Origin of the sequence: Aeromonas sp. Y318-1 (assembly GCF_027706125.1) — a bacterium.
In the GTDB taxonomy this organism is placed as follows: domain Bacteria; phylum Pseudomonadota; class Gammaproteobacteria; order Enterobacterales; family Aeromonadaceae; genus Aeromonas; species Aeromonas hydrophila.
The window spans coordinates 1-25,837 of the sequence record NZ_JAPDCM010000019.1 but is presented as its reverse complement, the minus strand read 5'-3'; the positions used below and the strand labels follow the sequence as shown (position 1 = coordinate 25,837).

Sequence of the window (25,837 nt, the reverse complement as noted above, 5' to 3'; positions counted from 1 at the left end):
CCCATGGCACTGGCACTGTTTGATCTGGACGAGACCCTGATTGCCGGGGATTCCGCCAGCCTCTGGCTGGCGTACATGGTGGCCGAGGAGCTGGCTCCGGCCAGCATGATCGCCGAGGAGCAGGCGATGATGTCCCTCTACCATCAGGGCAAGATGGACATGCACCAGTACATGGCCTTCACCCTGCAACCGCTGGCGGGCAAGACACGCCAGTGGCTCGACTCGCTCTGCACCCGCTTTGCCGAGCAGGTACTGCGCGAGCGTATCTACCCGGAGGGGTTGGCACGCATCGAGTGGCACCGCCAGCGCGGCGATGAGCTGGTGCTCATCTCCGCCTCCGGCGAGCATCTGGTGGCCCCCATGGCGCAGATGCTGGGGATGGATCACTGCGTGGCCATCCTGCTCGACGAGGAGGCCGGCATGCTCACGGGCCTGACCCGCGGCACCCTCAGCTTTCGCGAGGGCAAGGTGGCCCGCATCAACCAGCTGTTTGCCGCCAGCGCCAACCCCTGGCAGGAGAGCCACGGCTACAGCGACTCCCACAACGATCTGCCGCTGCTGCAGGCGGTGACCCACCCCCACGCGGTGAACCCTGCTCCCGGTCTGCGCCAGATCGCCATCGAGCAGGCCTGGCCCACCCTCGACTGGCAGCTGGCCTCCTGAATGAAGAAGAGGCCCTCAGGCCTCTTCCTTGCTCAGCAGTGCATCGTCGGCAGGGGGCGCATCCTCCTGCCTCTTTGCCTCGGGCCTGCCCAGATAGATGCGGTTCTTGCCGTCGCGTTTGGCGCGGTACACCTCGGCATCGGCGATCTCCAGCAGCGTCTTGCCATCCCCCCCCGCCTGACTGGCCACCAGCCCGCCGCTGAAGGTGATCCTGAGCTCGGGCTCACGCCAGTCCAGTGACTCCACCCCCTTGCGGAACTGCTCCAGCAGCATCTGGCAGAAGTGGATGTCCGGATTGACCAACAGCACCACCAGCTCCTCGCCGCCGTAGCGGCAGACCCAGCCGTGATCCCCCAGCAGTCGCATGCCCAGCTTGGACACCCGCTTGAGCACCACGTCCCCGGTCTGATGACCGAAGGTGTCGTTGACCCGCTTGAAATCGTCCAGATCCACCATGGCCAGACAGAACGGCTGATGCTCGAACAGCAGACGATTGACGCGTTCGTCGAAGAAACGGCGGTTGTAGAGACCGGTCAGCTTGTCGAGGTTGGCCTGCTGGCGCGCCTCGTGATAATCCTTGCTCACCTCCGCCAGCTCGGCATAGACGTGTCTGAGCTCACGCATCCCCCCCTGCGGCACGTCATCGGGCTGCATCCGGCTCGCCCGGATCATGCTGGAGATCTCGTCGAGCATGCGGCGAAAATAGCGGGACCAGACCAGCGCCAGCATTACGTAGAGCACGCAGGCCAGCGCCACCATCAGCTGCACGTTGAGGGAAACCCGCTCCACCACCGCCATCACGCTGGCCGCCGGCTGCACGCTGATCAGCACCCAGTTGCGCTCGGGCAGCTTGCTATAGGCCACGAACTGGCTGGAGGCCTTGTCCAGAAAGATACCGTCCTCCTGGCTGAAGCGGGAGAGCCATTCGGGATGGGCCATGGGTTTGAGCAGCTGGGCGGTGTCAGGATGTGCCAGCACCTTGCCGGACTGGTTGACGACCATCTGGTAGCCATCCCCCAGCTGGCGATTCAGCTGGGCGGAAAAGGGGGCCAGGATGGCATCCATCGCAAAGACCCCGCGCACCTTGCCATCTTGGTCAGTCAGAGCCCGCGCCAGGGCGATCACCAGATTGCCGTTGGTATAGTCGTAATAGGGCTCGGTCCAGACCATCTTGCCCACGTGCTGGCTGGCCAGCTGATACCAGGGGCGAACCCTGGGATCGAAGTTGGCATCCGCCTGCCAGGCGGGGTAGATCAGCATCTGGCGTTCGGCAGTGCCGATGTAGATGTAGACCAGGTCGGCCATGACCCCCTTGTAGAGCTGCCACTCCTTCAGATAGGTCTCGGTATTGTGCAGACGGGGGCCGCTGATGTCCGCCACCTGCACCTGGTCATAGATGAGGGTGAACTGGCGTTCCATCTCGTGCAGATAGGGTTCGATGAAGACGTGGCGCAGCTGGTGATTGGTGGCGAGCAGACGCTGCTGCAGCTCGTTTTGCAGGCTGCGCTCCATGTGCAGGTAGTAAATGCCCCCCAGCATCAATACCGGGATGAACAGCAGAAGCAGGCCCAGACGCATCCGGGCAACCAGGGACCAGGTTTTTTTGGAGACCGCTCGTTTATCCAATCCTGACTCCTGCTATTGCCAGACAACGCGTAGTGTCAGAATATCAGCAGCGCGAGATGGCGTCCAAAGGGAAGCTGACCATCTGCTCAACGAGAGGTAATCGACAAGGATGCTGAACCCGGATCTGTTGATGGCGCTGCACTACTGCGCCGTGATCACCCTGACCGGAGCGATCACCTCCGAATATTTTCTGTTCCGTCGCGGCATGTCCATCGAGCAGGTGCGCAAGCTGCTGCTGGCCGATGGCCTGGCGGCGCTGGCCCTGCTGCTCATCTTCATCACCGGGGTGTTGCAGGTGCTCGCCCACCCCGACGAGCCGTCCGTGCTGCTCGCCAATCCGGGCTACCGCACCAAGCTGCTGCTGTTCTGCGTGATGGCCGTCAGCTTTGGCTATCCCAGCCGTCTCTTCTACCGCTGGCGTCGCTCCCTGCGCCAAGGGCGCGCCCCCATGGTCTCCATCCAGCAGCAGTTCTGGGTGATCTGGATCCTGCGCGGCAACCTGCTGCTGCTTGCCCTCATCCCCCTGCTGGCCGGCATTGCCAACGGTTGAGCCGCTCGAGCTGCGGCAAGACCTTGGGATAACCGCTCACATAGCCAACCTCATCGACAGCTAAAGACAAATCCCCCCGCGCACGGTTATCTTGGAGGCTGGAGCTTTGCGGCACGGTCCTGCCCGTCCGTCTTTCAGGGATGAATCTATGCGTTCGAACATGATGTTATTGATGGCTGCCGTCATCTGGGGGCTGGGCTTCGTGGCCCAGCGACTCGGGATGGACCACATGGGGCCTTACACCTTCAACGGCCTACGCTTTCTGCTGGGGGCCGCCTCCCTGCTGCCGCTACTGTGGTGGCTCAAGTCCCGTCAACCTACCGCACAGCCCGGTGATCGGCGCCTGCTGCTGACCGGCGGCCTCATCGCCGGTACCGTGCTGTTCAGCGCCGCCTCGCTGCAACAGGTGGGGCTGCTCTACACCACGGCAGCCAAGGCGGGCTTCATCACCGGTCTCTACATCATACTGGTGCCGGTGATCGGGCTCGCCCTGCGCCACAAGACGGGAGCCAACACCTGGGTTGGCGCCCTCATCGCCATGGCGGGGCTCTACTACCTCAGCGTCACCGAGGATTTCACCATCGGCTATGGCGACCTGCTGCAGGTAGTGGGAGCCCTGTTCTGGGCCGTACACCTGCTGGTGCTGGATCACTACTCAAGCCGGGTCGCCCCCATTCGCCTCGCCGGCGTTCAGTTCGTGGTGTGCGGCCTGCTCAGTCTGGGCACGGCGCTGGTCATCGAGACCCCCAGCCTAAGCGGCGCGGTGGCCGGTTGGCAGGCCCTACTCTATGCAGGTCTGGTGTCGGTCGGGGTGGGCTACACCCTGCAGGTGGTGGGTCAGCGCGGCGCCCATCCGGCCCATGCCGCCATCATCCTCAGCCTGGAGACGGTGTTCGCCGCCATCGGTGGCGTGCTGTTGCTGGGGGAAACCCTCGACGAGCGTGCCATGGTGGGCTGCGCCCTGATGCTGGCAGGCATGCTGATCTCACAGATCCGCCTGCGTTGGTGGTGGAAATCCCGGCGGGACAAGGTGCCCAGCCAACCCTAGCTGAGTGGGCCAGCTTCGGCCTGTCGTCTGATGCTGGCCCACATGCCTGATCTCCCAGATCCGCCTGCGCTGGTGGTGGAAGTCCCGGCGGGACAAGGTGCCCAGCCAACCCTAGCCGAGCGGGCCAGCTTAGACCTGTCGTCTGATGCTGGCCCCCATGCCTGATCTCCCAGAACCACCTGCGCTGGTTGTGGAAATCGCGGCGGGACAAGGTGCCCAGCCAGCCCTGATACGGTCGCGGCCGACAGCACAAGTAGCCGGCCTCCATCCCAAATAAAACGAGGCGCCCAGGGCGCCTCGTTTTATGGCCGCACACCTAGCGCACGCTGGAGCAGAAGCTCACGTCATCGCGCAGTGGATCATTGCTCACGCTGTGGTAGAGCTCGAAGCAGGGGCCGCTGCCAAACTCCAGCCCGGCTGCCACTATGTCACCCACATGCTCCTGCCAGCGTGGTCCGTACTGGTTGCGGTCGGTGATGAGGTAGCGGGACTGGGCATAACGGCCGGCCGGAATGAGCTGGGTCTCCACCTCTGCCTCACCCCGGGTCTGGGGCGGCACAGTGATGCCGATGTCGGTGCGGCACTGGGCTGGCGGCGTCACCTCCGGGTTGTCGTGGTAGATGAAGATCCACTCCCCGCCCTCCAACCCGCGCGCAGCGGCCCACTGGTGCAGGCGGCCACAGACGGCATCATAACCCTCGCCATAGGGACCGGTGACCCGGATATAGGCCAGGGTGCGGGCGTCCATCTCGACAGTTTTCATGGTGTTGCTCCTTGCTGATGAGTGGCCTTCAGCATAAGGGGACGGGCCATCCCATGCGTGTCCATCCTTGCTCTCCAGGTGTCCATTCTTGCTCTTGTCACTGCGAAACGCGCCCGGTGTGCAGCCATAGTAGCGACGAAAGGCCTTGGCAAACGCCTGGGAGCTGCCTAGCCCCGCCCCCAGCGCGATGGCGGTGATGCTGGCATCGGTGTAGCGCAGTTGCCAGGCGGCCCGCTGCATGCGCAAGCGCCGGCACATCTCCCCCGGCGCCTCGCCCGCCACGGCGGTGAACACCCGGTGAAAATGGTAGAGAGAGAGGCAGGCCCGCTCCGCCAGCGCTTCGATGGAGAGATCCGGATCCTGCTCCAGCGCCCGCAGCACCGGGATGAGCCGGCGGCGGTAGTCGATCATGGGCGGATCCTCGCCATGTAGAGGGCATCCACGTACTCACCCTGGCGGAAAGCGTAGCCACGGGCCAGCCCCTCCTCGACGAAACCGAACTTGCGATAGAGCGCCAGTGCCCCCTGATTGTCGGTGTAGACGGTGAGCTCGACGCGTTGCAGGTTGAGCCAGTTGTCGGCCATCTCCAGCGCGGCCCCCAGCAAGGCGGAGCCCACACCCTTACCGGCCCAGTCATCCCGCACCCCCATGCCGATACAGGCCACGTGCTTGCGCCTGGGATTGGGCTCCATGTGCAGCGAGAGCTGGCCCACCAGCAGGCCGTCGACTTCGGCCACCAGCGCCACCACGCTGCCGCTCTCCAGCCGCTTCTGCCACACGCCCAGGGTCGGATAGGGCAGTTGCAGGGTGCCCGCCTGGGCGTTGGGCATGGCATAGAGATCCCGCAAGGCGGGGGCATCGGCCGGTTCGGCGTGACGAATGGTGATCTGCATCTGAGGCTCCTTCTCGAAAACCTCATCATGCAGCATCAGAAGGGTCCGGTCATCCCCCCAGCTCCACCCATTTGTGATGCCTATCAAAGGGCGAGGGAGGGCCCATTGGTTCCCTGGTTTTTCCTTGTTATAGACTCAAGGCTCACCAACAAGGAGAAGCACCATGAACGACAAGACCCTGCACAGTGCCAATGGCGCCCCCGTTGTCGACAACAACAACAGCCTCACCGCCGGCCCCCGCGGCCCGGTGCTGATGCAAGACATCTGGTTGATGGAAAAGTTGGCTCACTTCGATCGGGAACGGATCCCGGAGCGGGTGGTTCACGCTAAAGGCTCGGGCGCCTACGGCACCTTTACCGTGACCCATGACATCAGCGCCTTCAGCAAGGCCGACCTGTTCAATGCCGTCGGCAAGCAGACCCCGGTGTTCCTGCGCTTCTCCACCGTGGCCGGTGAGAAGGGCGCCGCCGACGCCGAGCGCGACGTGCGCGGCTTCGCCCTCAAGTTCTACACCGAACAGGGCAACTGGGATCTGGTGGGCAACAACACCCCGGTATTCTTCATTCGCGATCCGCTGAAATTCCCCGACTTCATCCACACCCAGAAGCGGGATCCGCGCACCAACCTGCGCAGCGCCACCGCCGCCTGGGACTTCTGGTCCCGCCATCCCGAATCCCTGCATCAGGTCACCATACTGTTCAGCGATCGCGGCATCCCCAAGAGCCTGCGGGAGATGAACGGCTACGGCAGCCACACCTTCAGCTTCATCAACGATGCCAACGAGCGCTTCTGGGTCAAGTTCCACTTCAAGACCGAGCAGGGCCACAGCTTCTACACCGATGAAGAGGCTGCCACCGCCGTCGGCCAGGATCGGGAGACCAGTCAGGCGGATCTGTTCAACGCCATCGAGCGGGGCGACTTCCCGCGCTGGAAGGTCTATGTGCAGGTGATGCCGGAAGCCGAAGCCCAGACCTACCAGATCCACCCGTTCGACCTCACCAAGGTGTGGCCGCACAGCGACTACCCGCTGATCCCGGTCGGCGTGCTGGAGCTCAACCAGAACCCGGACAACTACTTCGCCCACGTGGAGCAGGCCGCCTTCACCCCGGCCAACGTGGTGCCCGGCATCGGCTTCTCGCCGGATCGCATGCTGCAAGGCCGCCTGTTCTCCTACGGTGACACCCAGCGCTATCGCCTCGGCGTCAACCACGGCCTGCTGCCGGTCAACGCCCCGCGCTGCCCGTTCCACCACGGTGCCCACCGCGACGGCGCCATGCGGGCCGACAGCAACGGCGGCGCCAGCCCCAACTACCAGCCGAACCGCTTCGGCACCCAGCAGCCGAGCGAGCAGCACGAGCCGGCACTGAGCCTGGAAGGGGCCGCCCTGCACTACGATTTTCGCGACTACGACAGCGACTACTACAGCCAGCCGGGCAACCTGTTCCGGATCATGGACGAGGGGCAGCGCTCGCGCCTCGCCGCCAACCTGGCGCGTTCCCTCGTCAACGTGGAGGATGACGCCATCGTCGCGGCCCAGCTCAAGCACTTCGAGCAGGCCGACCCCGAGTACGCCAAGCGGGTCGAACTGGCACTGGCCGCCCTGCAGCGCTAAGTCGCAGGCAGCCAACATCTGCAAAAGCAAAACGGGGGCCTGCTGGCCCCCGTTCTCGTCATGACGGTATTTGATAAATAGAAAAACGGAGCCCAGGGCTCCGTTTTCATGCTGCCTCAATCCCGGACGCAGCGCCGCCGTGCTCCGTCTGCGATGATGAATAAAAAACAGAGACCAAGGCCCTGTTTTCACTGCTCTATCAATCCCGGACGCAGCGCCGCCGTGCTCCATCTGCGGTGATGAATAAAAAACAGAGCCCCAGGCTCTGTTTTCACTGCTGTATCAATCCCGGACGGAACGCGCTTCGCGCTCTTCCCGCTCCCTTGCCAACAGGCGTTTGTACCACCAGCTACTGCGACGACGTTGTGCATTGGAAGAGCGACGAGCCATTTCTTAGGTTCCAGCCAAGAGAGGAAAAGAGCCGCATTATGCGATAGAGGTCACGTCCATGTCTTTAGCTGGATCAAGAAAAGCCTCACTGACCGACGCTGATGGTGCCGCTCTTCGTCGCCTTGCCGGCTGCATCCGACGCCCTTTCCGGCTCGCGCCAGGCCAGTGGTCCGTTGCTTTCCAGCTCGTTTTGCGGGGCGCACTCCAGCCAGCTGTCGCCCTGCTGGATCCTGGCACCCAGCGAATATTTCTGATCCTGATACCAGCAGACTCGCTCCGGCAGCGAGCCCAGCGGCAGCACCAGTTCGGCCCCCACTTCCGCCCGCTTCGGCTCTGCCGCCACGCCAGTGCCGGTCGCACCGCACAGCAGTGTCAGCAACAGCCAGCCACCTACCCTCTTGCCCAGATACATGATGTCTCTCCTTGCTCGATAGAAGGTTCAGGCGACCGGAAACGACACAAACTTGATTAATAAGCAGCGCCCTCGCTGGCATTCCCAAGCCAATATGATAGCCTGCCAGCGCCTGCTCATGCCCGTCAAAACAGGTGCAGGAAAACCCCGGTGGATTTGTCGGTTCTCGACGAATATAACCTTATTAATCAAATCGTTATTTGGATATTATCCCAATGCGTATCATGCCGTTGCTCCAGGCGGCCTGCCTGAGCCTGATGTTGTCCGCCTGCGTCGCCCCCCTGTTGATGATGAGCCCCACCAGCCAGCTGATGTGGGCCCTGCTCAAACCCCTGGTCGGCTTCGACCCCAATGAAGCCAACCTGTTTGAACAGCCGCTGATCAAGGACCGGATGACCAGCATCCTCGGCCCCAATTACGACAGCACCATGCAGTTGCTCAAAACCGCCAACGAGCTGCAGCAGGAGGGGCCGCTGTTCTACGTGGTCTCCCGCTACGCCCCCGTGCCAGACGTTGCCAAGCAGGCCGGCATGGTGTGGAACTCACAGACCAACCAGATGTCCGTCATGCTGCTCAAGGGGGACGGTACGCCCCAGGTCTTTGGCGAGAACCTGGCGGCCGGCGCTCCGAGCTGGCCAACCGAGATGCAGAACTGGCAGACGCAGGGCAATCCGGCGACCAGCGCGCTCACCGGCGCCACCAATAGTCTGACCGGCTCGGCGACCAAGAGCCTGACTGGCGCCGCCACCACCAGCTCGGTATTTGGCAGCGTGCTGGGCTCCCTGCAGCAGGGCACCAGCAAGACCATGGCTGACACCACCAAGCAGGTCGTGCACGGCGCCGCTACCTCGGCCCAGCAACAGGCCGGCAAGGCGGCCAGCAGCGCCACTGCTACCGTGCAGCAGCAAGCCACCAAGGCCGTGGCCGAGCCCGCCAAGCAGGCGGTCAGCAGCGCCACTGCCACCGTGCAGCAGCAGGCCACCAAGGCCGTGACCGAGCCTGCCAGGCAGGCAGTCAGCAGCGCCACCGCCACCGTGCAGCAGCAGGCCACCAAGGCCGTGACCGAACCGGCCAAGCAGGCAGCCAGCAACGCCACTGCCACCGTACAGCAGCAGGCCACCAAGGCCGTGACCGAACCAGTCAAGCAAGCGGCCAGCAGCGCCACTGCCACCGTACAGCAGCAGGCCACCAAGGCCGTGACCGAACCGGCCAAGCAGGCAGTCAGCAGCGCCACTGCCACCGTGCAGCAGCAGGCCACCAAGGCCGTGACCGAGCCCGCCAAACAGGCGGTCAGCAGCGCCACAGCTACCGCAACAACGGCGGCAGATGCGGCCGCCAAGGCCGAGGCCGCGCGCGCCGCTGCCGAAGCCGAGATGGAAGCCCTGCTCAAGTAAGCCCCTCACCAGGCCATCGCAAGATGGCCTGGCTGTTTTCCGCCCCCTCGCACCCCACCACAAACCCTCGCCATCCACGCTACCGGCGCGCGGGAAATCATGAACTTCTCGACATAGCCCCCTAAACTGGAAGGACGATTTGTTGCAAGGAGTGCTGCCATGTCGCGTCTGCTCAGCCTGATGATCTGCTGCTGTCTTGGCACAGCCCTGCCCGCCTCGGCGTTCACCTATTACTCCGAGCAGAACATGCCGTTCAACGGCCAGGATGAGCAGGGCAACAGCACCGGCCTGGCAGTGGAACTGCTGAGGCTGATGTGGCAGGAGATGGGCGAACCGGAGCAGCCCATCCACTTCATGCCCTGGGCCAAGGCCTGGTACCTGCTGACCCAGCAGCCGGATGCGGTGCTGTTTACCACGGCCCACACCCAGGCGCGGGATCCGCACTTTCTCTGGGTCTGCCCCATCAGCCATTCGCGGGTCTCGCTGGTAGGGCGCAAGCGGGATGCCCCCAAGGTGACCGGCAAGGCCGATCTGACCAAGCTGCAGATCGGGGTCATGCAGGCGGACGTAGGGGAACAGCTGCTGCTCAACCGGGGTATCAGCCCCGCCAACCTGATGTCGGTGGAGCGCATGGATCAGGTGGTGCGCCAGCTCATCATGGCCCGTACCGATCTGGTGGCCGGCAATGAAGTCATGCTGTTCCACCAGGCAAGGCAGCTCGGCTTTTCGTCCGATACCTTCGTCACCGTCGCCACCCTGGCGGATCAGGACAACTGCTTCGCCTTCAATCCGGCGGCGGACAAACAGCAGGTCGCCCGCCTGCAGCAGGCGCTCGACAAGGTCAGACAGGGGGAGGCCTTCAAGCGGCTGATCGCCCGCTATCAGGATGTGGTGCAGTCACCGCCGGCGGATCACTTGCCCACGATCGAATAAACCCAGGATGCAAACAGGCCACCCGAAGGTGGCCTGTTTCATGGTGCGATCCGCTCACTGGAAGTGGTGGTCGTGATCGGACTTCTTGGGCTGGGCACTTTCGCTGTGCTCGATGGCGGTGCGGATGAGGTCCACCCCGGCACGGATGATCAAGACCCCCATGTTGACCAGCTTGACGCAGACCCACATGAAGGTGATGAGCAGGATCAGCTTGAGCACGGTCTGGAACGCCTCCAGGAAGTTCTGCTCCAGCTGGCCGGTCAGGCCGCTGGCGCTGGTCATCAGCCAGGTGTAAACCTCGCGCACGAAGGGGATGCGGCTCGGCATCTCCAGCACGTCCAGCGCGGCAGGCAGGGCCTGGAAGATGACGATGCTGCCGAACAGGATCAGGATGACGCCGATGGCGATACCCAGAAAAAAGCCAAACTGTTTCATGGAAGGTCCCAAGGTTTGCTGCATGAAAATAACATAGCTGCCAATACTAGGGACTGCCTCTCCCCACGGCAATCCTTGCGCAGCCGGCCGGCCCCTCGCCAGGCTACCCCAAGTAGGGCCGCCCGACCGGAAACCATTGCCCAACTATCTGATTTCTGTGACGCTTGTGCCCATTCTCCCTCACTCGTCAGGCGGTCATGTCGCGCTACTGTTTTTTGCTGTTCTGTCTCCTGCTGGCGGGATTGCCCGCCCTGGCCGCGCCAGGCGCTGCCGTCTGCGTCGTCAAACATCAACAACAGCTGTTGCTGGTACAGGACAGGGTCTCGTCCCGCTACAGCCTGACCGGCGGCTACATAGACGCGGGCGAGACGCCGCAGCAGGCGGCGCTGCGGGAGCTGTATGAAGAGACCGGCCTGCGGGGCCGGGTCATCGCCGAGCTGGGGTCATGGCAGCGCGCCCTGCTGTTTGCCTGCCAGACCCTGGAACCCATTCGCGCACAGACCGGTTCCGGCTTTGTCTCTCTGCTGCGGGCCCCCAATCTGGGCGGCGAGATCCTCAATGCCAGGCTGATCGCTCCGGCCCGGTTGCCGGATGATCAGCGCCGTTTTCCGGCGCAGCTCGACTGGCTGACCCCCCAACTGGCCACCATTCCCGACAGCCCAGTGCAGTGGCAGCCCGATTTTCGTGGCGAGGGCAATGCACTGCACCGCATGGAAGTGCCGCTGATCCACCAGCTGCAGACCTGGCTCGGTGCCCAGGTGCACTGGCTCGAGGTCAGCAACCTGTTCGGTTCAGCCGCCTTTCAGCTTGCCCTGCTACCCTTGCTGCTGCCCTGGCTGGGCTGGCCCCGGGTGCGCCAGCTGCTGCTGGCCATGCTGACCCTCACCCTGCTGGTGCAGGTGGCCAAGGAGGGAATTGGCTGGCCCAGACCCTTCCACCTCGATCCCGCGCTGGCACAAGGCAGCGCCCAGGGCTTCGGCATGCCGAGCGGTCACGCCGCCTCGGCGCTGCTGTTCTGGGGCGTGCTGCTCAGAGGGTGCTGGCCCGCCACCCCCTGGCGCAGTGCCACCCAGGCTCTGCTGCTGGCCACCCTGACCGGGCTGGCCCGGGTCTGGCTCGGGGTTCACTTCCTGTCGGATGTGGCGGCAGGCCTGCTGCTTGGCGCCCTGCTGCTGGCCCTGCATCCCCGCCTCGCCAACCTGGCGGCCAAGCAGTGGAGCTGGGCCGGGCTTACCCTCGCCTGCGCGCTGGCAGCCGGGTGGAGCCAATCCTCGGCGCTGGCGGGCCTGGCCACCTTCAGTCTGGGGCTGACCCTCGGCATGATGTTGCCGCTGCCGCGCACGGTGCAGACTGGCTGGCGCACCCCGCTGCTGGCGCTGCTCGGCGGCCTGCCGCTGGGGGCGCTCTGGTGGGTGCTGCCGCTCTGGCTGACCAGCTCCTGGCTTATCCTGCTCGGCCAGTGGCTGCTTTATTGTTGCCTGGGGCTCTGGTTGAGCGCCGGCCTCTGGTGGATACTCTCACTCGTGAATAATGACCCGCTACCCAAGGGCCCAGGCCCTGACAAGGGATTGCTATGAATATGAAAAAAGTGGATTTGGCCAAGATAACCCTGGGAGTGCTGTTCCTCAGCCTCCTCATCGTCTCCTGCTTCATGGTGCTGCGCCCCTTCCTGCCCGCCCTGGTGTGGGCCACCATGATCACCATCGCCACCTGGCCGCTGATGCTGATGGTGCAGCGCCTGCTGTGGGGCAAGCGCGCCCTGGCGGCCCTCAGCATGACCCTGGTACTGCTGCTGATGTTCGTCATCCCGCTGTTCATGGCGCTGGCCAACGTGGCAGAGAAGGCCCCCATGCTGATCGAGCTCGGCACCACCATCAGCCACTCCCCGCCGCCCGAGCTGCTCTGGCTGCAGCAGGTGCCGCTGGTGGGCGGCAAGCTCTACGACTTCTGGCAGCAGATCCTGGCGAGCGGTGGCCAGGTACTGTTCGCCAAGCTGGCCCCCTATTTTGGCCAGACAGCCCGCTGGCTCGCCTCCCAGGCAGGCAACCTGGGGCTGCTGTTCGTCCACTTCCTGCTGACCGTCGGCATCTGCGGCCTGCTCTACCACTCGGGTGAAGTGGTGGCGACCGGCATTCGCCGTTTCGCCCACCGGCTGGCCGGCGAGCGCGGCGACAACGCCACCGTGCTCGCGTCACAGGCGATCCGCGCCGTGGCCATGGGGGTCGTGGTGACCGCGCTGGTGCAGTCCTCGGTGGCAGGGCTGGGCCTGCTGATTGCCGGCATCCCCTACACCATGATCCTGGTGGTGGTGATGTTCCTGCTGATCGTCGCCCAGATCGGCCCCTTTCCGGTGCTGCTGGCCTGTGTCGGCTACCTCTACTGGAGCGGCGATACCACCTGGGGAACCTTCCTGCTGGTCTGGTCGCTGCTGGCAGGCACCATGGACAACTTCCTGCGCCCCTTCCTGATCAAGCGCGGCGCCGACCTGCCGCTCATTCTCATCCTGGTGGGGGTTATCGGCGGCTTGCTGGCGATGGGGATCATCGGCCTCTTTATCGGCCCTGTGGTGCTGGCGGTGGGCTACACCCTGCTGGATGCCTGGATCAAGGAAGATGACCAACCGGCGACTGCTGCGGTTGAAGCGCCCAAGGCCGAGTGATGGTTCGGTAACAAGACGATTCAGTCTCCATCTATGATGCAAAGAGCCGCCCGGTGTGAACTGGGCGGTTCTTTTGTTTGTGGTGATCGTGGTTTATGGCGATCGAGTCAGATTGGTTGATCCTTGCCAACCTCCATATCCCATATATGACCGTCTCATGTAGGTTCGATTAGCGAAGCGTAATCGGACACTCGAGATGCCGCTGTTCCGGTTCTGTCCATAAGTCAGCGGTGACCCGTCAGAGGGGGAATACGGGTAACTTATGGCGGCAAAGCAGACCGGACAAGTTGTATAAGCTGAATTTATGGGTTTGTGTTAAATGACCCAATTTTTGCTTATACCGACGCCTGTCCAGCCCCCAAGCCACTATTTGGCCCGTTATAAGCCTGCCACAGGCAATGGCCGATCCGCGCTAACCCGTATGTTACCGTCCCACGCAGGTTCGATTAGCGAAGCGTAATGGGATGATCGAAGTGCCGCCGTTCCGGTATTTCCGTGAATCAGCGGCATCTGGCAGAAGAGAAATATGGATGGCCGTTATAGCGGGGGGAATTGCTTTACGCGAACGTCCGATTACGCCTGACGGCTAATCGAACCTACGGGCCGGCCACTTGCCACATATAACCAAAGCATTTAATAAATGCTTCCACATAGTTGTTAAAAAGCAACTAACTTTTGGTATATTTCTCAATAATTGACAACCTATTGTACTTGTCAGTTATAATGATATCCCTAATTTCGTTGAAATCTGTTGATTTGAAGCCAAAGTAATCCATTAGATATAGTTGCGATATAAGTCTCACCTTCAAGTTTATAAAAAACAAATCTTTTCCATTGGGTTTTTTGTATCTGTCATTTTCATTGTAGTGAGTGTAGTAATTCCTTATATCCTTAATCTCTATAGATAAGTCCTTTAGTTTTTGGCGTCTGCTACCCTTGATTGGCAGATATCTACTGTATTCTCGGTTGTTCAGTATGGATAAAATTCTTTTTTGAAAAGACAATTTATTATTTCCAGTGACCTTTCTATGAAATGCCTCCAAAAACTGAGCGCGAAGAATAAAGTAAGTTGTTTGATCCAATTCAGTAAGCATTGGTAAAAAATATAGCCTTAATATCTCTTCAGATGAATCGCACAACTCACACCACTTTGTAAATTTATCTTCTAAGTCAAGGCCATACAGGAAAAGCGCTTTTCTTTTACTGTTTTTCTTTCTTGGACTAAAAGATGGGGTGTAATGTACATTAAAATATTTATTTCTGACATCGACCAAACTTATATTCTTAGTATATACAATGTCACCTATTGAAAATGATAGAAAAGTACAAATCTTATGTGCTACGTTTTGATAAAAATCTAATGTTTCGGGGAGTGTGTTAGATATTCGCAGTCTACACACACTATTCTGAGAGGTGAAAGAAAGTTTTGCTGACCATCCAAGTTTTGAATTGAATGCAATCTCTTTCTTGGGCGGTGTTCGATAACCATTAGACTCAAAAAATCTATTTTCAAAGAAAAAGTCGGACGCATTCCCTAGGTCACAGCAAAAATGTCTTATTTTCACATCTTCAATTTGATGGACTGTGCTGCCACCAACAAAAACTATGTGTGCACCTAGAGTGCACTCATCCCGTTGTTTTTTCGTTCTATAGAATGGCTTAAGTATACTTATGTAACGACTTAATTCCAATTCAGAGTATATATTTTCTTCATAAACAGCGTCATTGTTTGAAAATGGCTCAAAAGAAAATAATTTTGCTTCACCATCATCTGTGATCTCTAAAGTACAAAGAACCTTTTTATAAGGTGAACTAAATGACCAAAACGAACCTGTGTATTTCAAATTACCCCCGTGATTTAAATCTAATCAGATGGAAGGTGGTACTAGCAATCCTATGGCTTTTCTATGTTCTTTTAAGACAAGATATCCCGAGGATTAATTTTAAACCATCATTTTTTGACGTATTTCTGATACGTAACGGATGCCTTCAACCCTCTTATTAGGGGCAGCTTTAGGGCTGAGCCAAAATACACTCAAGGGGCAGCAATGGAAAGTGCCACTCAACCTTCCCTTCTTGAACTAGTCAGGAGTGTGATCCAAGTTACAAATCATATTACATCAGGGACCTGGAAACGTAACAGCGACAAGTCAGGGGCTTGTGGTCAACAGAAATAGGCGTGGATAAATAACCCGGGGCGTGGCAACGCCCCGGGTTATCAGTGGGTAGGGGAGGGTCAGGCGGGCTGGTGGAGGGTGATGCAGTGAATACCGCCGCCACCGGCGGCGACCGGATCGATATTGATCTGCACGATGTCGCGGCCGGGGTAGAGGCGGGTCAGCAGCTCGTGGCAGTAGCTATCAGCGGCCTTGTCGCCAAACTCGGGGGCGATCACCGCACCATTGAGCGGCAGATAGTTGATATAACCGGCGGCGAAGTCGCGGCTGCGGCTAAAACGGTTGTCCCGCCCATCGAGCGGGGGCGGCAGCACATGCAGCTCCAGCTTGTTGCCGTCGGCATCGGTGGCCTGCTTGAGGATGGCCATATGCTGGCGGGTCACCTCGTAGTCGTGGGACTCCGGATCGTTGTCCAGATTGACCACCACCACCCCGGGGCGGACAAAGCGGGCGTAGAAGTCGACGTGGGCATCTGTGATGTCCTTGCCCTTGATGCCCGGCAGCCAGATGATTTTGCGCAGCCCCAGATTGGCTTTCAGCTCCGCCTCCAGTTGCGCCTTGCTCACCCCCGGATTGCGGTTGCTGTTGAGCCAGCAGCTCTCGGTCAGGATGGCGGTGCCGTTGCCATCCACCTCGATGCCGCCCCCCTCGCCAGTCAGCTTGCTTTGCAGATAGTGAGCATCCGCCTGCTTGCTTACCAGCTCGGCTACCCCCGCATCCTGTTCGTGCTCCTGCTTGTCGCCCCAGCCGTTGAAGTTGAAATCCACCAGCCCCAGCTCCCCTTCGCCGTTCTGGACGAAGACCCCGCCGGTATCCCGTAGCCAGATGTCGTCCAGCTCGGCGACGACAAAGCGGGTGTTCTGCTCGCCGCAGAGCTGGCGGGCCAGCGCCTGTTCGGCTTCGCGGCAGAGCACGTTCACCTGGGTATAAGGCACCATGGCCTGCACCAGCCGGCCTATGGTGGCCTGCACCGCCGGATAGTCGCTGCCCCAGATGGCCTCGCTGGCGGCAAAGGCAACCCAGACCAGGGTCTGAAACGTCGACTCTTCCGGCATGTAGAAGCGGGCCGCTGCCGGGCTGGCGACGGTTGCGGCGGCCTGGGCCCTTGGCAGGGTACCCAGCCCGACCAAGGCGCCGAGGGCGGCCAGCTGTTTCAGAACATGGCGACGGGATGACATGAGATGACTCCTGTGAAAACGGGCTAGAAACTGAGCGTCCTGGCCCAACAAAAGGGGGATCAAAAACAAGCGCTGTTAATCGAATCACGCTGAGTAATAGACTATCTGCTGCATGGATGGCGAACAAACGATCAATTTTCCGTAAAAGTGATAAGTGGAGCTAATCAATGGTGTTCAAGCAGTGGCCCCCGCTCAACGTGCTGCGGGGTTTTGAGGCTGCGGCCCGGCTCGGCAGTTTTCATCAGGCGGCGCAGGAGCTGCACCTGACCCAGTCCGCCATCAGCCAGCAGATCCGCTCGCTGGAGGAGCTGCTGGGCCAGCCACTGTTTCACCGGCAGGGGCGCTCGGTCACCCTCACCGATGCGGGGCAGGATCTGCTGGAGACCACCCAGAGCGTGCTGCTGCAGCTGGCGATGGGGATCCAGCGGCTGGAGCAGTATCGCAAGCCCAACCAGCTGGTGCTCAACACCAGCACCGCCCTCGCCCGCCACTGGCTGCTGCCGCGGCTGGGGGCGTTTCATCGCGCCCATCCCGAGGTCGACCTCTGGCTGTTCACCAGTGACGAAGAGCCCGACATGGCCGAACAGACCATCGATCTCGCCCTGCGCTGGGAGCTGGCTCCCCAGGCCGAGTGCCGCCACCAGCTGCTGCTGGCAGACCACCTGCTGCCGGTGGCGGCCCCCGCCGTGCTGGCGCTACCTGTGGCAGAGCGCACCACCCTGCACGGAGAGCGGGAGCTGGACTGGCACCACTGGACCCTCAAGGGTGGAGAGGATCTGCAGCTGCAGACCCGGGGGCTCAACTTCTCCGATCCCGGCCTCTTGCTGGACGCCGCCTGTCAGGGGCTCGGCATCGCCCTGGTGAGCGAGCGGCTCTCCCGTCCCGCTCGTCAGCAGGGGCAGCTGTTGCCGCTCTCCACCCACAGGGTCAAGGGGCCGCAGTGGCATCTGCTGGTTCATCAGGAGAGCGAGACCATGCCGGAGTGTCGCGCCTTCTGCCGCTGGCTTGAGTTGCAGTTTGCCGACCCCGCTCCCGCCGCGGATGGTTTGCCATCCCTCTGAGGCAGGTCACTGAATCGGGCCGGCAAGGGTGGTTAAATGGGCGTTCGTCTCTTTGCCGGATCTTGTCGTGACCATCCTGTCCGCCTCCATGCCGCCAGCCCGGGCCTGGCCTGACTATCTGCAAGCCTCCTGGCTGCGCTGCGCCCACCAGACCAGCGCCACCCTCTGGCATCCGCCCCACAGCGCCAAGGGGCAGACCTTGCAGAGCCTGCGCCAGCGCAAGCGCGACCTGCTCACCACTGGCGAGATGGCGCTCGAGGATCTCTACGAATTCATGGAGGGGCGCCCCTGCGCCCTGCTGCTCACCGACGAGAGCGGCTGCCTGCTGGCGCGCACCGGCCACCCCGACACCCTGGCGGAGCTGGAAACACTCGGCTTCGGCCCCGGCGCCTTTTTCAGCGAGGGGCGCATCGGCACCAATGCCATCAACCTGGCTGCGCTGGAGGGGATGCCGCTCTGCATCAGCGGTACCCAGCACTTCAACCAGACCCTCCATCCCTGGCACTGCTGTGCCAGCCCGGTCTACAACAGCAACGGCCGTCAGGTCGCCATCATGGCGCTGACCTGCAAGGTGGAAGAGGCGAGCGCCGGCGATCTGGCGCTCACCGTCAGCGCCGGGCGCGAGCTGGCCCACCTGCTGCAGATGGAGACCCTGATGCAGGAGTCCCAGCACCACCTGAGCGAGCTCTACGCCCTGCTCGACGGCATGGATGACGGCGTGCTGGCCTGGGACCCGCAGGGTAGGCTGCGCTACCTCAACGCCCTGGCGGCCAGGCGGCTGCGGCTCGACCCGGATCTCTGCCTCGGCCAGCCGCTGGAGCAGCACCTGCTGCTGCCCCAGCGGCTGCAGCTCGCCATCAAGGGGCAGACCACCCTGAGCCATGTGGAGGTAACGCTGGAGCGGGTGGGCGGGCAGGAGGCGGAGTTCATCAGTGCGCTGGTGAGCCTCAAGCCGCTGCCCGGGCCGGACGGCGTCAGCTTTATCGTGCTGCTGCACCCGGTCGATCGGCTGCGGGCCATCCATCAGCTGCGCCAGACAGTGCCCGAGCTCTCGGCGCTGGTGGGGGAATCGAGCGCCATGCGCAAGCTGCTGCGTTACGCCAGGCAGGCGGCCCAAAGCCCGGGCCCCATCCTGCTGCGCGGCGAGGAGGAGGTGGGCAAGGCCCAGCTGGCGGAGGCGATCCACTTCGGCAGCGAGCAGGCTGCCGGCCCGCTCGTCACCCTCAACTGCCAGGCGCTGCCGAGCGAGCGGATGGCGCTGGAGCTGATGGGCTCCGACGAAGCGGGACAGGAGCGGGCCGGCAAGTTCGAACTGGCCCACGGCGGCACCCTGGTGCTGGAGCAGGTGGAGTGCCTCTCCTCACCCATGCAGGCGGCGCTGCTGCAACTGCTCAAGACCGGCCGCCTCCAGCGCTTCGACTCGGCCCGCATTCTGCCGCTCAAGGTACGGATCATCGCTACCAGCAGCGCCGCGCTGGAGCAGAAGGTGCAGGAGGGGCACTTCGGGCGTCAGCTGCTCTATGCGCTGCAAGCATGCGAGCTGTGGCTGCCGAGCCTGCGCGAGCGCACTGCGGATCTGCCCGGCCTCATCAGCCAGCAGCTGGGGGCGCAGGGACGCGAGCCGGGGCGCCAGTTCAGCCCGGCGGCCCTCGACTGCCTGCTCGCCTACCCCTGGCCCGGCAACCTGGGAGAGCTGCGCAGTGCCATCGAGCATGCCCTGCTTCACTCCAGCCAATCGCAGATCCCGCCCGAGGCGCTGCCGGCCGCCATTCGCCACGGCCATCAACTGGTAGCGGACGAGGTGGTGGGACAACCGCTGCTCACTCTGGCGGAGCTGGAGCATCAGGCCATCCTGCGCTGCGCCCACGCCTGCAAGGGGCAGGTCAGCCAGATGGCCCAACAACTGGGGATCGGCCGCACCACCCTCTGGCGACGGCTGAAGCTGCTCGAGATCGATCCCGCCGACTATCACGGCTGACGCCGGCCCGAGCTGTCGCCAACAGGCCCGCTGAAAACGAAAAGGCCCCGCAGATGCGGGGCCGTTTTTATATGGCAAGGTCAGCCGTGGCGCGGTTACAGCCCCAGCTGGTGGGCGGTGACGATGGCCGCCAGCACATCCTCGGCGGTGACCTTGAACGGCATGTTGTGGATGGTCTCCCCTTCCGCGGTGGAGGCCTTGGCCACGTCCATCAGGCGCGCCATGTCCAGCTCCTTGACCCCCATCATATGCAGGTTGGTGGGCAGGCCGATCGAGCGGCAGAAACCCAGCACGGTTTCGATCTCCGCCATCGGCGCATTCTCCAGCACCAGCTGCACCAGGGTACCGAACGCCACTTTCTCACCGTGATAGAGGTGATGACACTCGGCCAGCTGGGTCAGGCCGTTGTGAACGGCGTGGGCGGCGGCCAGACCGCTGCTCTCGAAGCCGATACCGCTCAGATAGGTGTTGGCCTCGATGATGTTCTCCACCGCCTTGGTGCAGAGCCCCTGCTCTACCGCCAGCTTGGCCTTGTAGCCATCGGCCAGCAGGGTCTTGTAGCAGAGCTCGGCGATGGCCTGCGCCGCCAGCGTGGAGGCGCCACCGGCCATGGTCTGGCAACCGGACACCTTGTTGGCGCGCGCCTCGAAGTAGGTGGAGAGCGCATCCCCCATGCCGGAGACCAGCAGCCGCACCGGGGCGCGGGAGACCACGCCGGTATCCATGATGACCATGTTGGGGTTGGTCGGGATCATCAGGTATTCGCTGAACTGCCCTTCCGGGGTGTAGATGACCGCCAGCGCGCTGGTGGGGGCATCGGTGGAGGCGATGGTGGGCACTATGACCACCGGCACCTTCTGGTAGAAGGCGACCGACTTGGCGGTATCCAGCGTCTTGCCGCCGCCGATGCCGATGATGACGTCAAACGGGGTCTGCTTGCAGCGGGCCAGCAGACGGTCGATCTCGGGGCGGGAGCACTCACCGTTGAAGCAGTCGAACTCCGGCTTGATCCCCGCGCCGTGGAAGCTGGTGGCAACGGTATCGCCTACCAGCTTGGTGACGAAGGCGTCAGCCAGAATAAGCGGCTTGCTGCCGAGCGCCTTGACGTAGTTGCCGATATTGGCGAGGGCCCCGTTGCCTTGCACGTATTTGCTGGGGCTGATGATAATGCGGTCCATATTTTATCCCTCTCTCTTTATGAATTAAGAATCGGGGCGAAGGGGCGGCAGTGCCGGGGACTCCTTCGTCTTTACTTGCACAACAGTGGTGCTGCACAGGCTCAGCGAGCGAGTGCAGCCCCTTGAAACAGTGGCGTCAGTCGCCGAAGCGCTCCGCAGCCAGCTGCTGGAAGCAGGCCAAGGCGGTCTCGGCATCCTCCCCGCGCGCCAGCAGGGTGAGCCGGTCACCCTGGCGCACGTTGAGCATGGTGAGCCGGGTCAGGCTGCGGGGGTTGGCCTCTTTATCCTCTTTTTGCAGCCTGAGTTCTGCGGCAAAAGGCTTGAGTGCCGCCACCAGGCGGGCGGCAGGGCGCACGTGCAGGCCGTGGGGATTGTCCACCACCACCTCGCAGCGCAGCCAGCCGTCGTCAGGGGCAGGAGCGGCCTCCACATCCTGTGGTACCGCCTTGCCCGGCAGCATCGCCTGTTTCGGGCCCAGCGCGCTGAGCGCCTCGGCGGCGACCTCGTCCAGCGTCAGACCGGATCCGGCCGCCACCACGGCGGCAAGGGTACCCTCGACCAGCGGCGCGGGGCAGAGCCGCACCCGGGCACTCAGCTGCGGGGGCAACAGCTCGAGTGCGGTCTCGGCGCTGAGCAGGGCGCTGCCCAGATCCATCAGTACCAGCACGCCGCTGCCGTCGTCCGCTTCTTCAATCGCACTCATCACCGCGATGGCGTCGGTGCCGATGGGATGGTCGGGGTCATCGACCCCGGCCGCCAGCAACAGTTTCGCCGGGCTGCCCAGCTGGTCGGCCAGCGCTTTCAAGCCGGCTGCCAACATGGCGCTGTGAGAGACCACTACGATTCCGATCATGTCACAACCTCGCTCTGTCACGCAGGGCGGTCAGCAGCAGTAGGGTCGAGGTGGCCCCGGCATCCTGATGGCCGATGCTGCGCTCGCCAAGATAGCTGGCACGCCCCTTGCGGGCCTGCATCTGGATGGTGGCCTCGGTGCCGGCGGCGGCGGCCGCCACCGCCTTGTCCAGTGCCTCGGGCAGCGGCAAGCCTTGTTGCTCCGCCTGCTGCAGGGCGGCGAGTGCCGGCCACCAGGCGTCGCACATGGTCTTGTCACCCGGCTCGGCGCGACCGCGCGAGACGATCCCCTCCACCCCGTCGCTCAGCATCTTGCCGAGCTGGCCGAGGGTCAGGCTCTGGCAGGCATCGCTGCTGGCCGCGGCCCGGATGAAGAAGGTGCCGTAGAGCGGGCCGCTGGCGCCGCCGACCGAGGAGAGCAGGGTCATGCCGGTGGTTTTCAGTACCTGGCCGATGTCCTTGTCCGCCACTGCCGGCAGCTTTTCGGCCACCTTGGTAAAGCCGCGCTGCATGTTGAGGCCGTGGTCGCCGTCGCCGATATCGGTATCCAGCGCCGTGAGGTAGTCACGCTGCTCGGTGAAGATATGCTCGCAGTCGAGCAGCCAGTTGACGATCTGATGTTTGCTTAGCATGGGAATGAGGGCTCCTTAGCAGCCGCGGCGCAAGGCCGGGGTGTGAACGGGGGCATCCCACAGGGTCATCAGCTCGTCATCCACCTTGAGCAGGGTGATGGAGATGCCGGTCATGTCGAGGGAGGTGCAGTAGGGGCCGATCAGGTTGCGCACCAGATGGATGCCCGCCTCTTCGCACAGGGTGGCGAGTCGACCATAGACGCCGTAGAGCTCGGAGATCGGGGTACCGCCCAGGCTGTTGACCAGTGCGATGACGCGATCGCCCTTGTTGAACGGTTCGATGAAGGTGTGCTCCTCCTGCCAGCTGCCGGAGGCTCTGTCCCAGTGACGCAGGGTACGGCCATAGGGAGTGTTGTCCGCCAGTTCATTGAACATGTCACCCACCAGGGTGTCGAGATTGGTGAAGGGACGGCGCGCTATGCCCGGCTCGCCATGGATGCCGACGCCGAACTCCATCTCGTTGTCCGCCAGGGTAAAGGAGGGCTTGCCGGCAGCCGGCACGGTACAGGCGTGGGTAGCAACGCCTATGGTGCGGCTCTGGTTGTTGATGCGGCGGGCCAGCGCCTCGCAGCGCGCCAGATCGTGGCCTGCCTCGGCGGCGGCACCGACCAGCTTCTCGCACAGCACGGTCGTGGCGACACCGCGACGGCCGGCGGTATAGAGGCTGTCTTTGACCGCCACATCGTCATCGATCAGGGCAAAACCCACCTTGACCCCGTCCCCGTGCAGCAGCTCGACCGCGGTCTCGAAGTTGAGCACGTCCCCGGTGTAGTTCTTCACCAGAAACAGCACGCCGGCGCCGCCGTCGACCGCCTGGCCGCACTCATACATCTGATCCGGGGTCGGCGAGGTAAAGATCTCGCCGGGGCAGGCACCATCCAGCATCCCCTTGCCCACCAGACCGCCGTGCATCGGCTCGTGGCCGCTGCCACCACCGGAGACCAGCGCCACCTTGCCCATCACGGGGGAGTCGGCACGGGTGATGTAGTGTGGCTCGATACGGACCTTGAGCTCGGGGTGGGCGGCTGCCATCCCCATCAGTTGTTCACGGACCACGGCATCGACGGCATTGATCAGTTTCTTCATGGCTCACTCCTTGGCTTGCCACCACACGGGTAGGCAGATGGTTGATGGAGCCAGTCTAACGGCAGAAAACAGGATAAAAATAACCGGGAGTTTGGTTCGGATTTGAAACAGCAGAAGGCTGGTCGGCGTTTCAATCTGAAACAACGCGGAGCCAATATGAGGAAAACTGTTAGCCGTCTCACAGCCAACAAAAAGGGCCCCCGCAGGAGCCCTTCACGTAAACCGGGAGCCTTAGATGGCCCAACCACCGGCATAGAAGATCACCAGTGCCACGGCGATGATCACGGTACCGATATTGAGCTTCTTCCACTCGGCGGCAAACAGGCGACCGACGACCAGCGCCACGAAGCCCAGCATGATGCCGGTAACTATGTTACAAGTGAGCACGATAAAGACGGCGCACAGCATGCCGGAGAGCGCATCGACCGAATCGTTGAAATCCAGCTTGGTGACGTTGCCCAGCATCAGCAGGCCGACATACATCAGCGCAGGCGCGGTGGCATAGGCAGGTACCAGGTAGCTCAACGGCGAGAGGAAGATCATCAGCAGGAACAGCACGCCGACCAAGGCAGCGGTCAGACCGGTCTTGCCACCGGCGGCGGTGCCAGCTGCGGATTCGATGTAGACGGCAGCCGGTGCACCACCGACGGCGCCCGCCACCATGCTGCTGACGGAGTCGGCAGTCAGGGCCTTGCCGCCGCTGATGATGTGGCCGCGCTCGTTGATGAGGCCCGCCTGACCGGCCACGGCCCGGATGGTGCCGGTGGCGTCAAACACGGCGGTCATCACCAGCGCCAAGACGGTGGGGATCACCACCGGATTGAGGGCGCCCAGCAGATCCATGCGGCCCACCAGGGAGCCCTTCTCGCCAGTCAGGCTCGGCATGGCGAAGAAGCCCTGCCAGGTCACTTTCGGGTCGAACACAAGGCCGAGGATGGAGATGGCGATGATCACCATCAGGATGCCACCCGGCACCTTGCGACGCTCCAGACCGAAAATGGCGGCCAGGCCCAGCACCGTCATGATGACCGGGAAGGCGGTCACTTCACCCAGTTGCACCGGCAGACCGGCCCCTTCGTTCTTGATCACCATGCCGACGCCGTTGGTGGCGATCAGCAGCAAGAACAGACCGATACCGATGCCGGTCCCGTGGGCGATGCCGGAGGGCAGGTTGTCCAGGATCCACTGACGCACGCCGGTGACGCTGATCAGGGTGAACAGAACACCCATCAGGAAGATGGCGCCCAGCGCCACCGGGATGCTCAGCCCCTGCCCCAGCACCAGGCTGAAGGCGGTAAAGGCGGTGAGGGAGATGGCGCAACCGATGGCCATCGGCAGCTTGGCCCACAGACCCATCAGCAGAGAGCCGAAGGCGGCGATCAAGCAGGTGGCGACAAACACCGGTCCCTGTTCAAAACCGGCGGCGCCCAGCATGTTCGGCACCACTATGATGCTGTAAACCATGGCCAGGAAGGTGGTCAACCCGGCCAGCAACTCCTGGCGCACGCTGCTGCCGCGCGCAGAAATGGAAAAATAAGAGTCCAAAAAGCCGCCGTTCCCTGATTGGGCGGCCATATCTTGCTTTGCCATAACTTGTCCTGAAAGTGTGAAGGAAATCGTTTGCTTTCGTGGCGCGCAAAATAGCAAGAATTTGTCGGAATTGCAGCGAATTCCCTGACTTTTTCATCAAAATGGTCGTAATCGTTCTCGTTCGGACACGGATTTGCTTGCCTGCCTGGCACGGATCTCACCTTTACCCCTCAGGCTCGCTCCTATACTGCAGAGAACCACTTGCACTGTCAGACGAGAGATACCCATGCACACGCGCAATCTGCTGAACGATATTCCCTCGCCACTGCCTACCGAGCTCTTTCAGGATCTGGTCAGCACCAACCATCTGCGGATCGAACGCATCCTCTCCCACGGCCATCAAACCGCCCCGGGAGAGTGGTACGATCAGGATGAGCATGAGTGGATCCTGGTGGTACAGGGGGAAGCCAGCCTGCTGTTCATCGATCCGCAGACCCAGCAACAGCAGCTGGTACAGCTGGGCCCGGGCGACCACATCAACATCCCCGCCCGCCAGAAACACCGGGTGGAATGGACCCACCCCGACATGACCACCGTCTGGCTCTGCGTGTTTTACTGAGTCGCGTGAGGCAAAAGAGGCTATTCGGGGGGGAAATGATGGCTGTGTCGGAAACGAAAAAAAGCCCAGTCGTTAGACTGGGCTTCTTGAGTAGTGGCGGAGCGGACGGGACTCGAACCCGCGACCCCCGGCGTGACAGGCCGGTATTCTAACCGACTGAACTACCGC

Annotated in this window: 23 protein-coding genes and 1 pseudogene; 12 read left to right on the top strand and 12 right to left on the bottom strand. The window is 62.3% G+C overall.

Annotated features, from left to right (window positions below; all coding sequences use genetic code 11):
- Positions 1–3 precede the first annotated feature (3 nt).
- Positions 4–663, top strand: coding sequence for an HAD family hydrolase (locus OKB87_RS21265; protein WP_270828464.1), 660 nt, complete (start codon positions 4–6; stop codon positions 661–663).
- Between the two features lie 15 nt (positions 664–678).
- On the opposite strand, the gene OKB87_RS21260 is transcribed toward OKB87_RS21265, so the two are convergent.
- Positions 679–2,289, bottom strand: coding sequence for a sensor domain-containing diguanylate cyclase (locus OKB87_RS21260; protein WP_270828463.1), 1,611 nt, complete (start codon positions 2,287–2,289; stop codon positions 679–681).
- Positions 2,290–2,398: 109 nt separating this feature from the next.
- On the opposite strand from OKB87_RS21260, the gene OKB87_RS21255 reads away from it, so the two are divergent.
- The 3 genes and pseudogenes from OKB87_RS21255 to OKB87_RS23705 form a co-directional block, all read left to right on the top strand.
- Positions 2,399–2,839, top strand: a complete 441-nt coding sequence (locus OKB87_RS21255) for a DUF2214 family protein (protein WP_168968624.1) — start codon at positions 2,399–2,401, stop codon at positions 2,837–2,839.
- 148 nt (positions 2,840–2,987) lie between these two features.
- Complete coding sequence (locus OKB87_RS21250) at positions 2,988–3,887, top strand: DMT family transporter (protein WP_270828462.1); 900 nt, start codon at positions 2,988–2,990, stop codon at positions 3,885–3,887.
- A gap of 21 nt (positions 3,888–3,908) precedes the next feature.
- Positions 3,909–4,002: pseudogene (locus tag OKB87_RS23705) on the top strand (EamA family transporter); the annotation flags it as partial.
- Positions 4,003–4,203: 201 nt separating this feature from the next.
- On the opposite strand, the gene OKB87_RS21245 reads toward OKB87_RS23705, so the two are convergent.
- Together OKB87_RS21245 and OKB87_RS21240 are read right to left on the bottom strand one after the other, a co-directional pair.
- Positions 4,204–5,061 (bottom strand): AraC family transcriptional regulator, encoded by an 858-nt coding sequence (locus OKB87_RS21245; protein WP_201906004.1) that lies wholly within the window; start codon positions 5,059–5,061, stop codon positions 4,204–4,206.
- A complete protein-coding gene (locus OKB87_RS21240; RefSeq protein ID WP_017410779.1) occupies positions 5,058–5,543 on the bottom strand; it encodes a GNAT family N-acetyltransferase in 486 nt (161 codons plus the stop codon). The genes OKB87_RS21245 and OKB87_RS21240 overlap by 4 nt, the downstream gene beginning before the upstream one ends.
- Before the next feature lie 163 nt (positions 5,544–5,706).
- On the opposite strand from OKB87_RS21240, the gene OKB87_RS21235 reads away from it, so the two are divergent.
- Positions 5,707–7,155 carry a catalase gene (locus OKB87_RS21235; RefSeq protein WP_016352245.1) on the top strand — a complete coding sequence of 483 codons (1,449 nt, stop codon included), beginning with the start codon at positions 5,707–5,709 and terminating at the stop codon, positions 7,153–7,155.
- Positions 7,156–7,630: 475 nt separating this feature from the next.
- Here OKB87_RS21235 and OKB87_RS21230 read toward each other — a convergent pair whose 3' ends face one another.
- A complete protein-coding gene (locus tag OKB87_RS21230) occupies positions 7,631–7,957 on the bottom strand; it encodes a YnjH family protein (protein ID WP_270828461.1) in 327 nt (108 codons plus the stop codon).
- Positions 7,958–8,172: 215 nt separating this feature from the next.
- On the opposite strand from OKB87_RS21230, the gene OKB87_RS21225 reads away from it, so the two are divergent.
- Both OKB87_RS21225 and OKB87_RS21220 read left to right on the top strand, forming a co-directional pair.
- Positions 8,173–9,351: a hypothetical protein gene (locus OKB87_RS21225; RefSeq protein WP_270828460.1), complete on the top strand. Its 1,179-nt coding sequence runs from the start codon at positions 8,173–8,175 to the stop codon at positions 9,349–9,351.
- Between the two features lie 159 nt (positions 9,352–9,510).
- Positions 9,511–10,284: a substrate-binding periplasmic protein gene (locus OKB87_RS21220; protein WP_011707679.1), complete on the top strand. Its 774-nt coding sequence runs from the start codon at positions 9,511–9,513 to the stop codon at positions 10,282–10,284.
- 54 nt (positions 10,285–10,338) lie between these two features.
- On the opposite strand, the gene OKB87_RS21215 is transcribed toward OKB87_RS21220, so the two are convergent.
- Entirely contained in the window at positions 10,339–10,719 is a 381-nt protein-coding gene (locus OKB87_RS21215) for a hypothetical protein (protein ID WP_016352248.1), read from the bottom strand.
- Between the two features lie 197 nt (positions 10,720–10,916).
- Here OKB87_RS21215 and OKB87_RS21210 point away from each other — a divergent pair, with 197 nt between their 5' ends.
- On the top strand, positions 10,917–12,296 hold the full coding sequence (locus OKB87_RS21210) for a bifunctional NUDIX hydrolase/phosphatase PAP2 family protein (RefSeq protein ID WP_270828459.1): 1,380 nt from the start codon (positions 10,917–10,919) through the stop codon (positions 12,294–12,296).
- On the top strand, positions 12,293–13,378 hold the full coding sequence (gene ydiK / locus OKB87_RS21205) for an AI-2E family transporter YdiK (RefSeq protein WP_199796171.1): 1,086 nt from the start codon (positions 12,293–12,295) through the stop codon (positions 13,376–13,378). Before OKB87_RS21210 ends, ydiK begins: the two co-directional genes overlap by 4 nt.
- A 668-nt stretch (positions 13,379–14,046) precedes the next feature.
- On the opposite strand, the gene OKB87_RS21200 is transcribed toward ydiK, so the two are convergent.
- Together OKB87_RS21200 and OKB87_RS21195 are read right to left on the bottom strand one after the other, a co-directional pair.
- Positions 14,047–15,222: a HEPN domain-containing protein gene (locus tag OKB87_RS21200; protein ID WP_270828458.1), complete on the bottom strand. Its 1,176-nt coding sequence runs from the start codon at positions 15,220–15,222 to the stop codon at positions 14,047–14,049.
- Positions 15,223–15,614: 392 nt separating this feature from the next.
- Positions 15,615–16,733: an agmatine deiminase family protein gene (locus OKB87_RS21195; RefSeq protein ID WP_270828457.1), complete on the bottom strand. Its 1,119-nt coding sequence runs from the start codon at positions 16,731–16,733 to the stop codon at positions 15,615–15,617.
- Between the two features lie 167 nt (positions 16,734–16,900).
- Here OKB87_RS21195 and OKB87_RS21190 point away from each other — a divergent pair, with 167 nt between their 5' ends.
- Both OKB87_RS21190 and dhaR read left to right on the top strand, forming a co-directional pair.
- Positions 16,901–17,794 carry a LysR family transcriptional regulator gene (locus OKB87_RS21190; RefSeq protein WP_039215963.1) on the top strand — a complete coding sequence of 298 codons (894 nt, stop codon included), beginning with the start codon at positions 16,901–16,903 and terminating at the stop codon, positions 17,792–17,794.
- A gap of 67 nt (positions 17,795–17,861) precedes the next feature.
- The gene (gene dhaR, locus OKB87_RS21185) at positions 17,862–19,772 is read left to right on the top strand and encodes a dihydroxyacetone kinase operon transcriptional regulator DhaR (protein WP_252376287.1); all 1,911 of its coding nucleotides are present in this window, start codon (positions 17,862–17,864) and stop codon (positions 19,770–19,772) included.
- Positions 19,773–19,867: 95 nt separating this feature from the next.
- Here dhaR and OKB87_RS21180 read toward each other — a convergent pair whose 3' ends face one another.
- The 5 genes from OKB87_RS21180 to OKB87_RS21160 all read right to left on the bottom strand — a co-directional run bounded on the left by OKB87_RS21180 (position 19,868) and on the right by OKB87_RS21160 (position 25,110).
- Complete coding sequence (locus OKB87_RS21180; RefSeq protein ID WP_270828456.1) at positions 19,868–20,950, bottom strand: glycerol dehydrogenase; 1,083 nt, start codon at positions 20,948–20,950, stop codon at positions 19,868–19,870.
- Positions 20,951–21,086: 136 nt separating this feature from the next.
- On the bottom strand, positions 21,087–21,803 hold the full coding sequence (gene dhaM, locus OKB87_RS21175; RefSeq protein ID WP_270828455.1) for a dihydroxyacetone kinase phosphoryl donor subunit DhaM: 717 nt from the start codon (positions 21,801–21,803) through the stop codon (positions 21,087–21,089).
- A gap of 1 nt (position 21,804) precedes the next feature.
- Entirely contained in the window at positions 21,805–22,434 is a 630-nt protein-coding gene (dhaL, locus tag OKB87_RS21170; protein WP_016352257.1) for a dihydroxyacetone kinase subunit DhaL, read from the bottom strand.
- Between the two features lie 15 nt (positions 22,435–22,449).
- Entirely contained in the window at positions 22,450–23,520 is a 1,071-nt protein-coding gene (gene dhaK / locus OKB87_RS21165; RefSeq protein WP_270828454.1) for a dihydroxyacetone kinase subunit DhaK, read from the bottom strand.
- A gap of 231 nt (positions 23,521–23,751) precedes the next feature.
- Positions 23,752–25,110, bottom strand: a complete 1,359-nt coding sequence (locus OKB87_RS21160) for an NCS2 family permease (RefSeq protein WP_270828453.1) — start codon at positions 25,108–25,110, stop codon at positions 23,752–23,754.
- A 226-nt stretch (positions 25,111–25,336) separates the two neighbouring features.
- On the opposite strand from OKB87_RS21160, the gene OKB87_RS21155 reads away from it, so the two are divergent.
- Complete coding sequence (locus OKB87_RS21155) at positions 25,337–25,669, top strand: cupin domain-containing protein (RefSeq protein ID WP_005306245.1); 333 nt, start codon at positions 25,337–25,339, stop codon at positions 25,667–25,669.
- Positions 25,670–25,837: the final 168 nt, after the last annotated feature.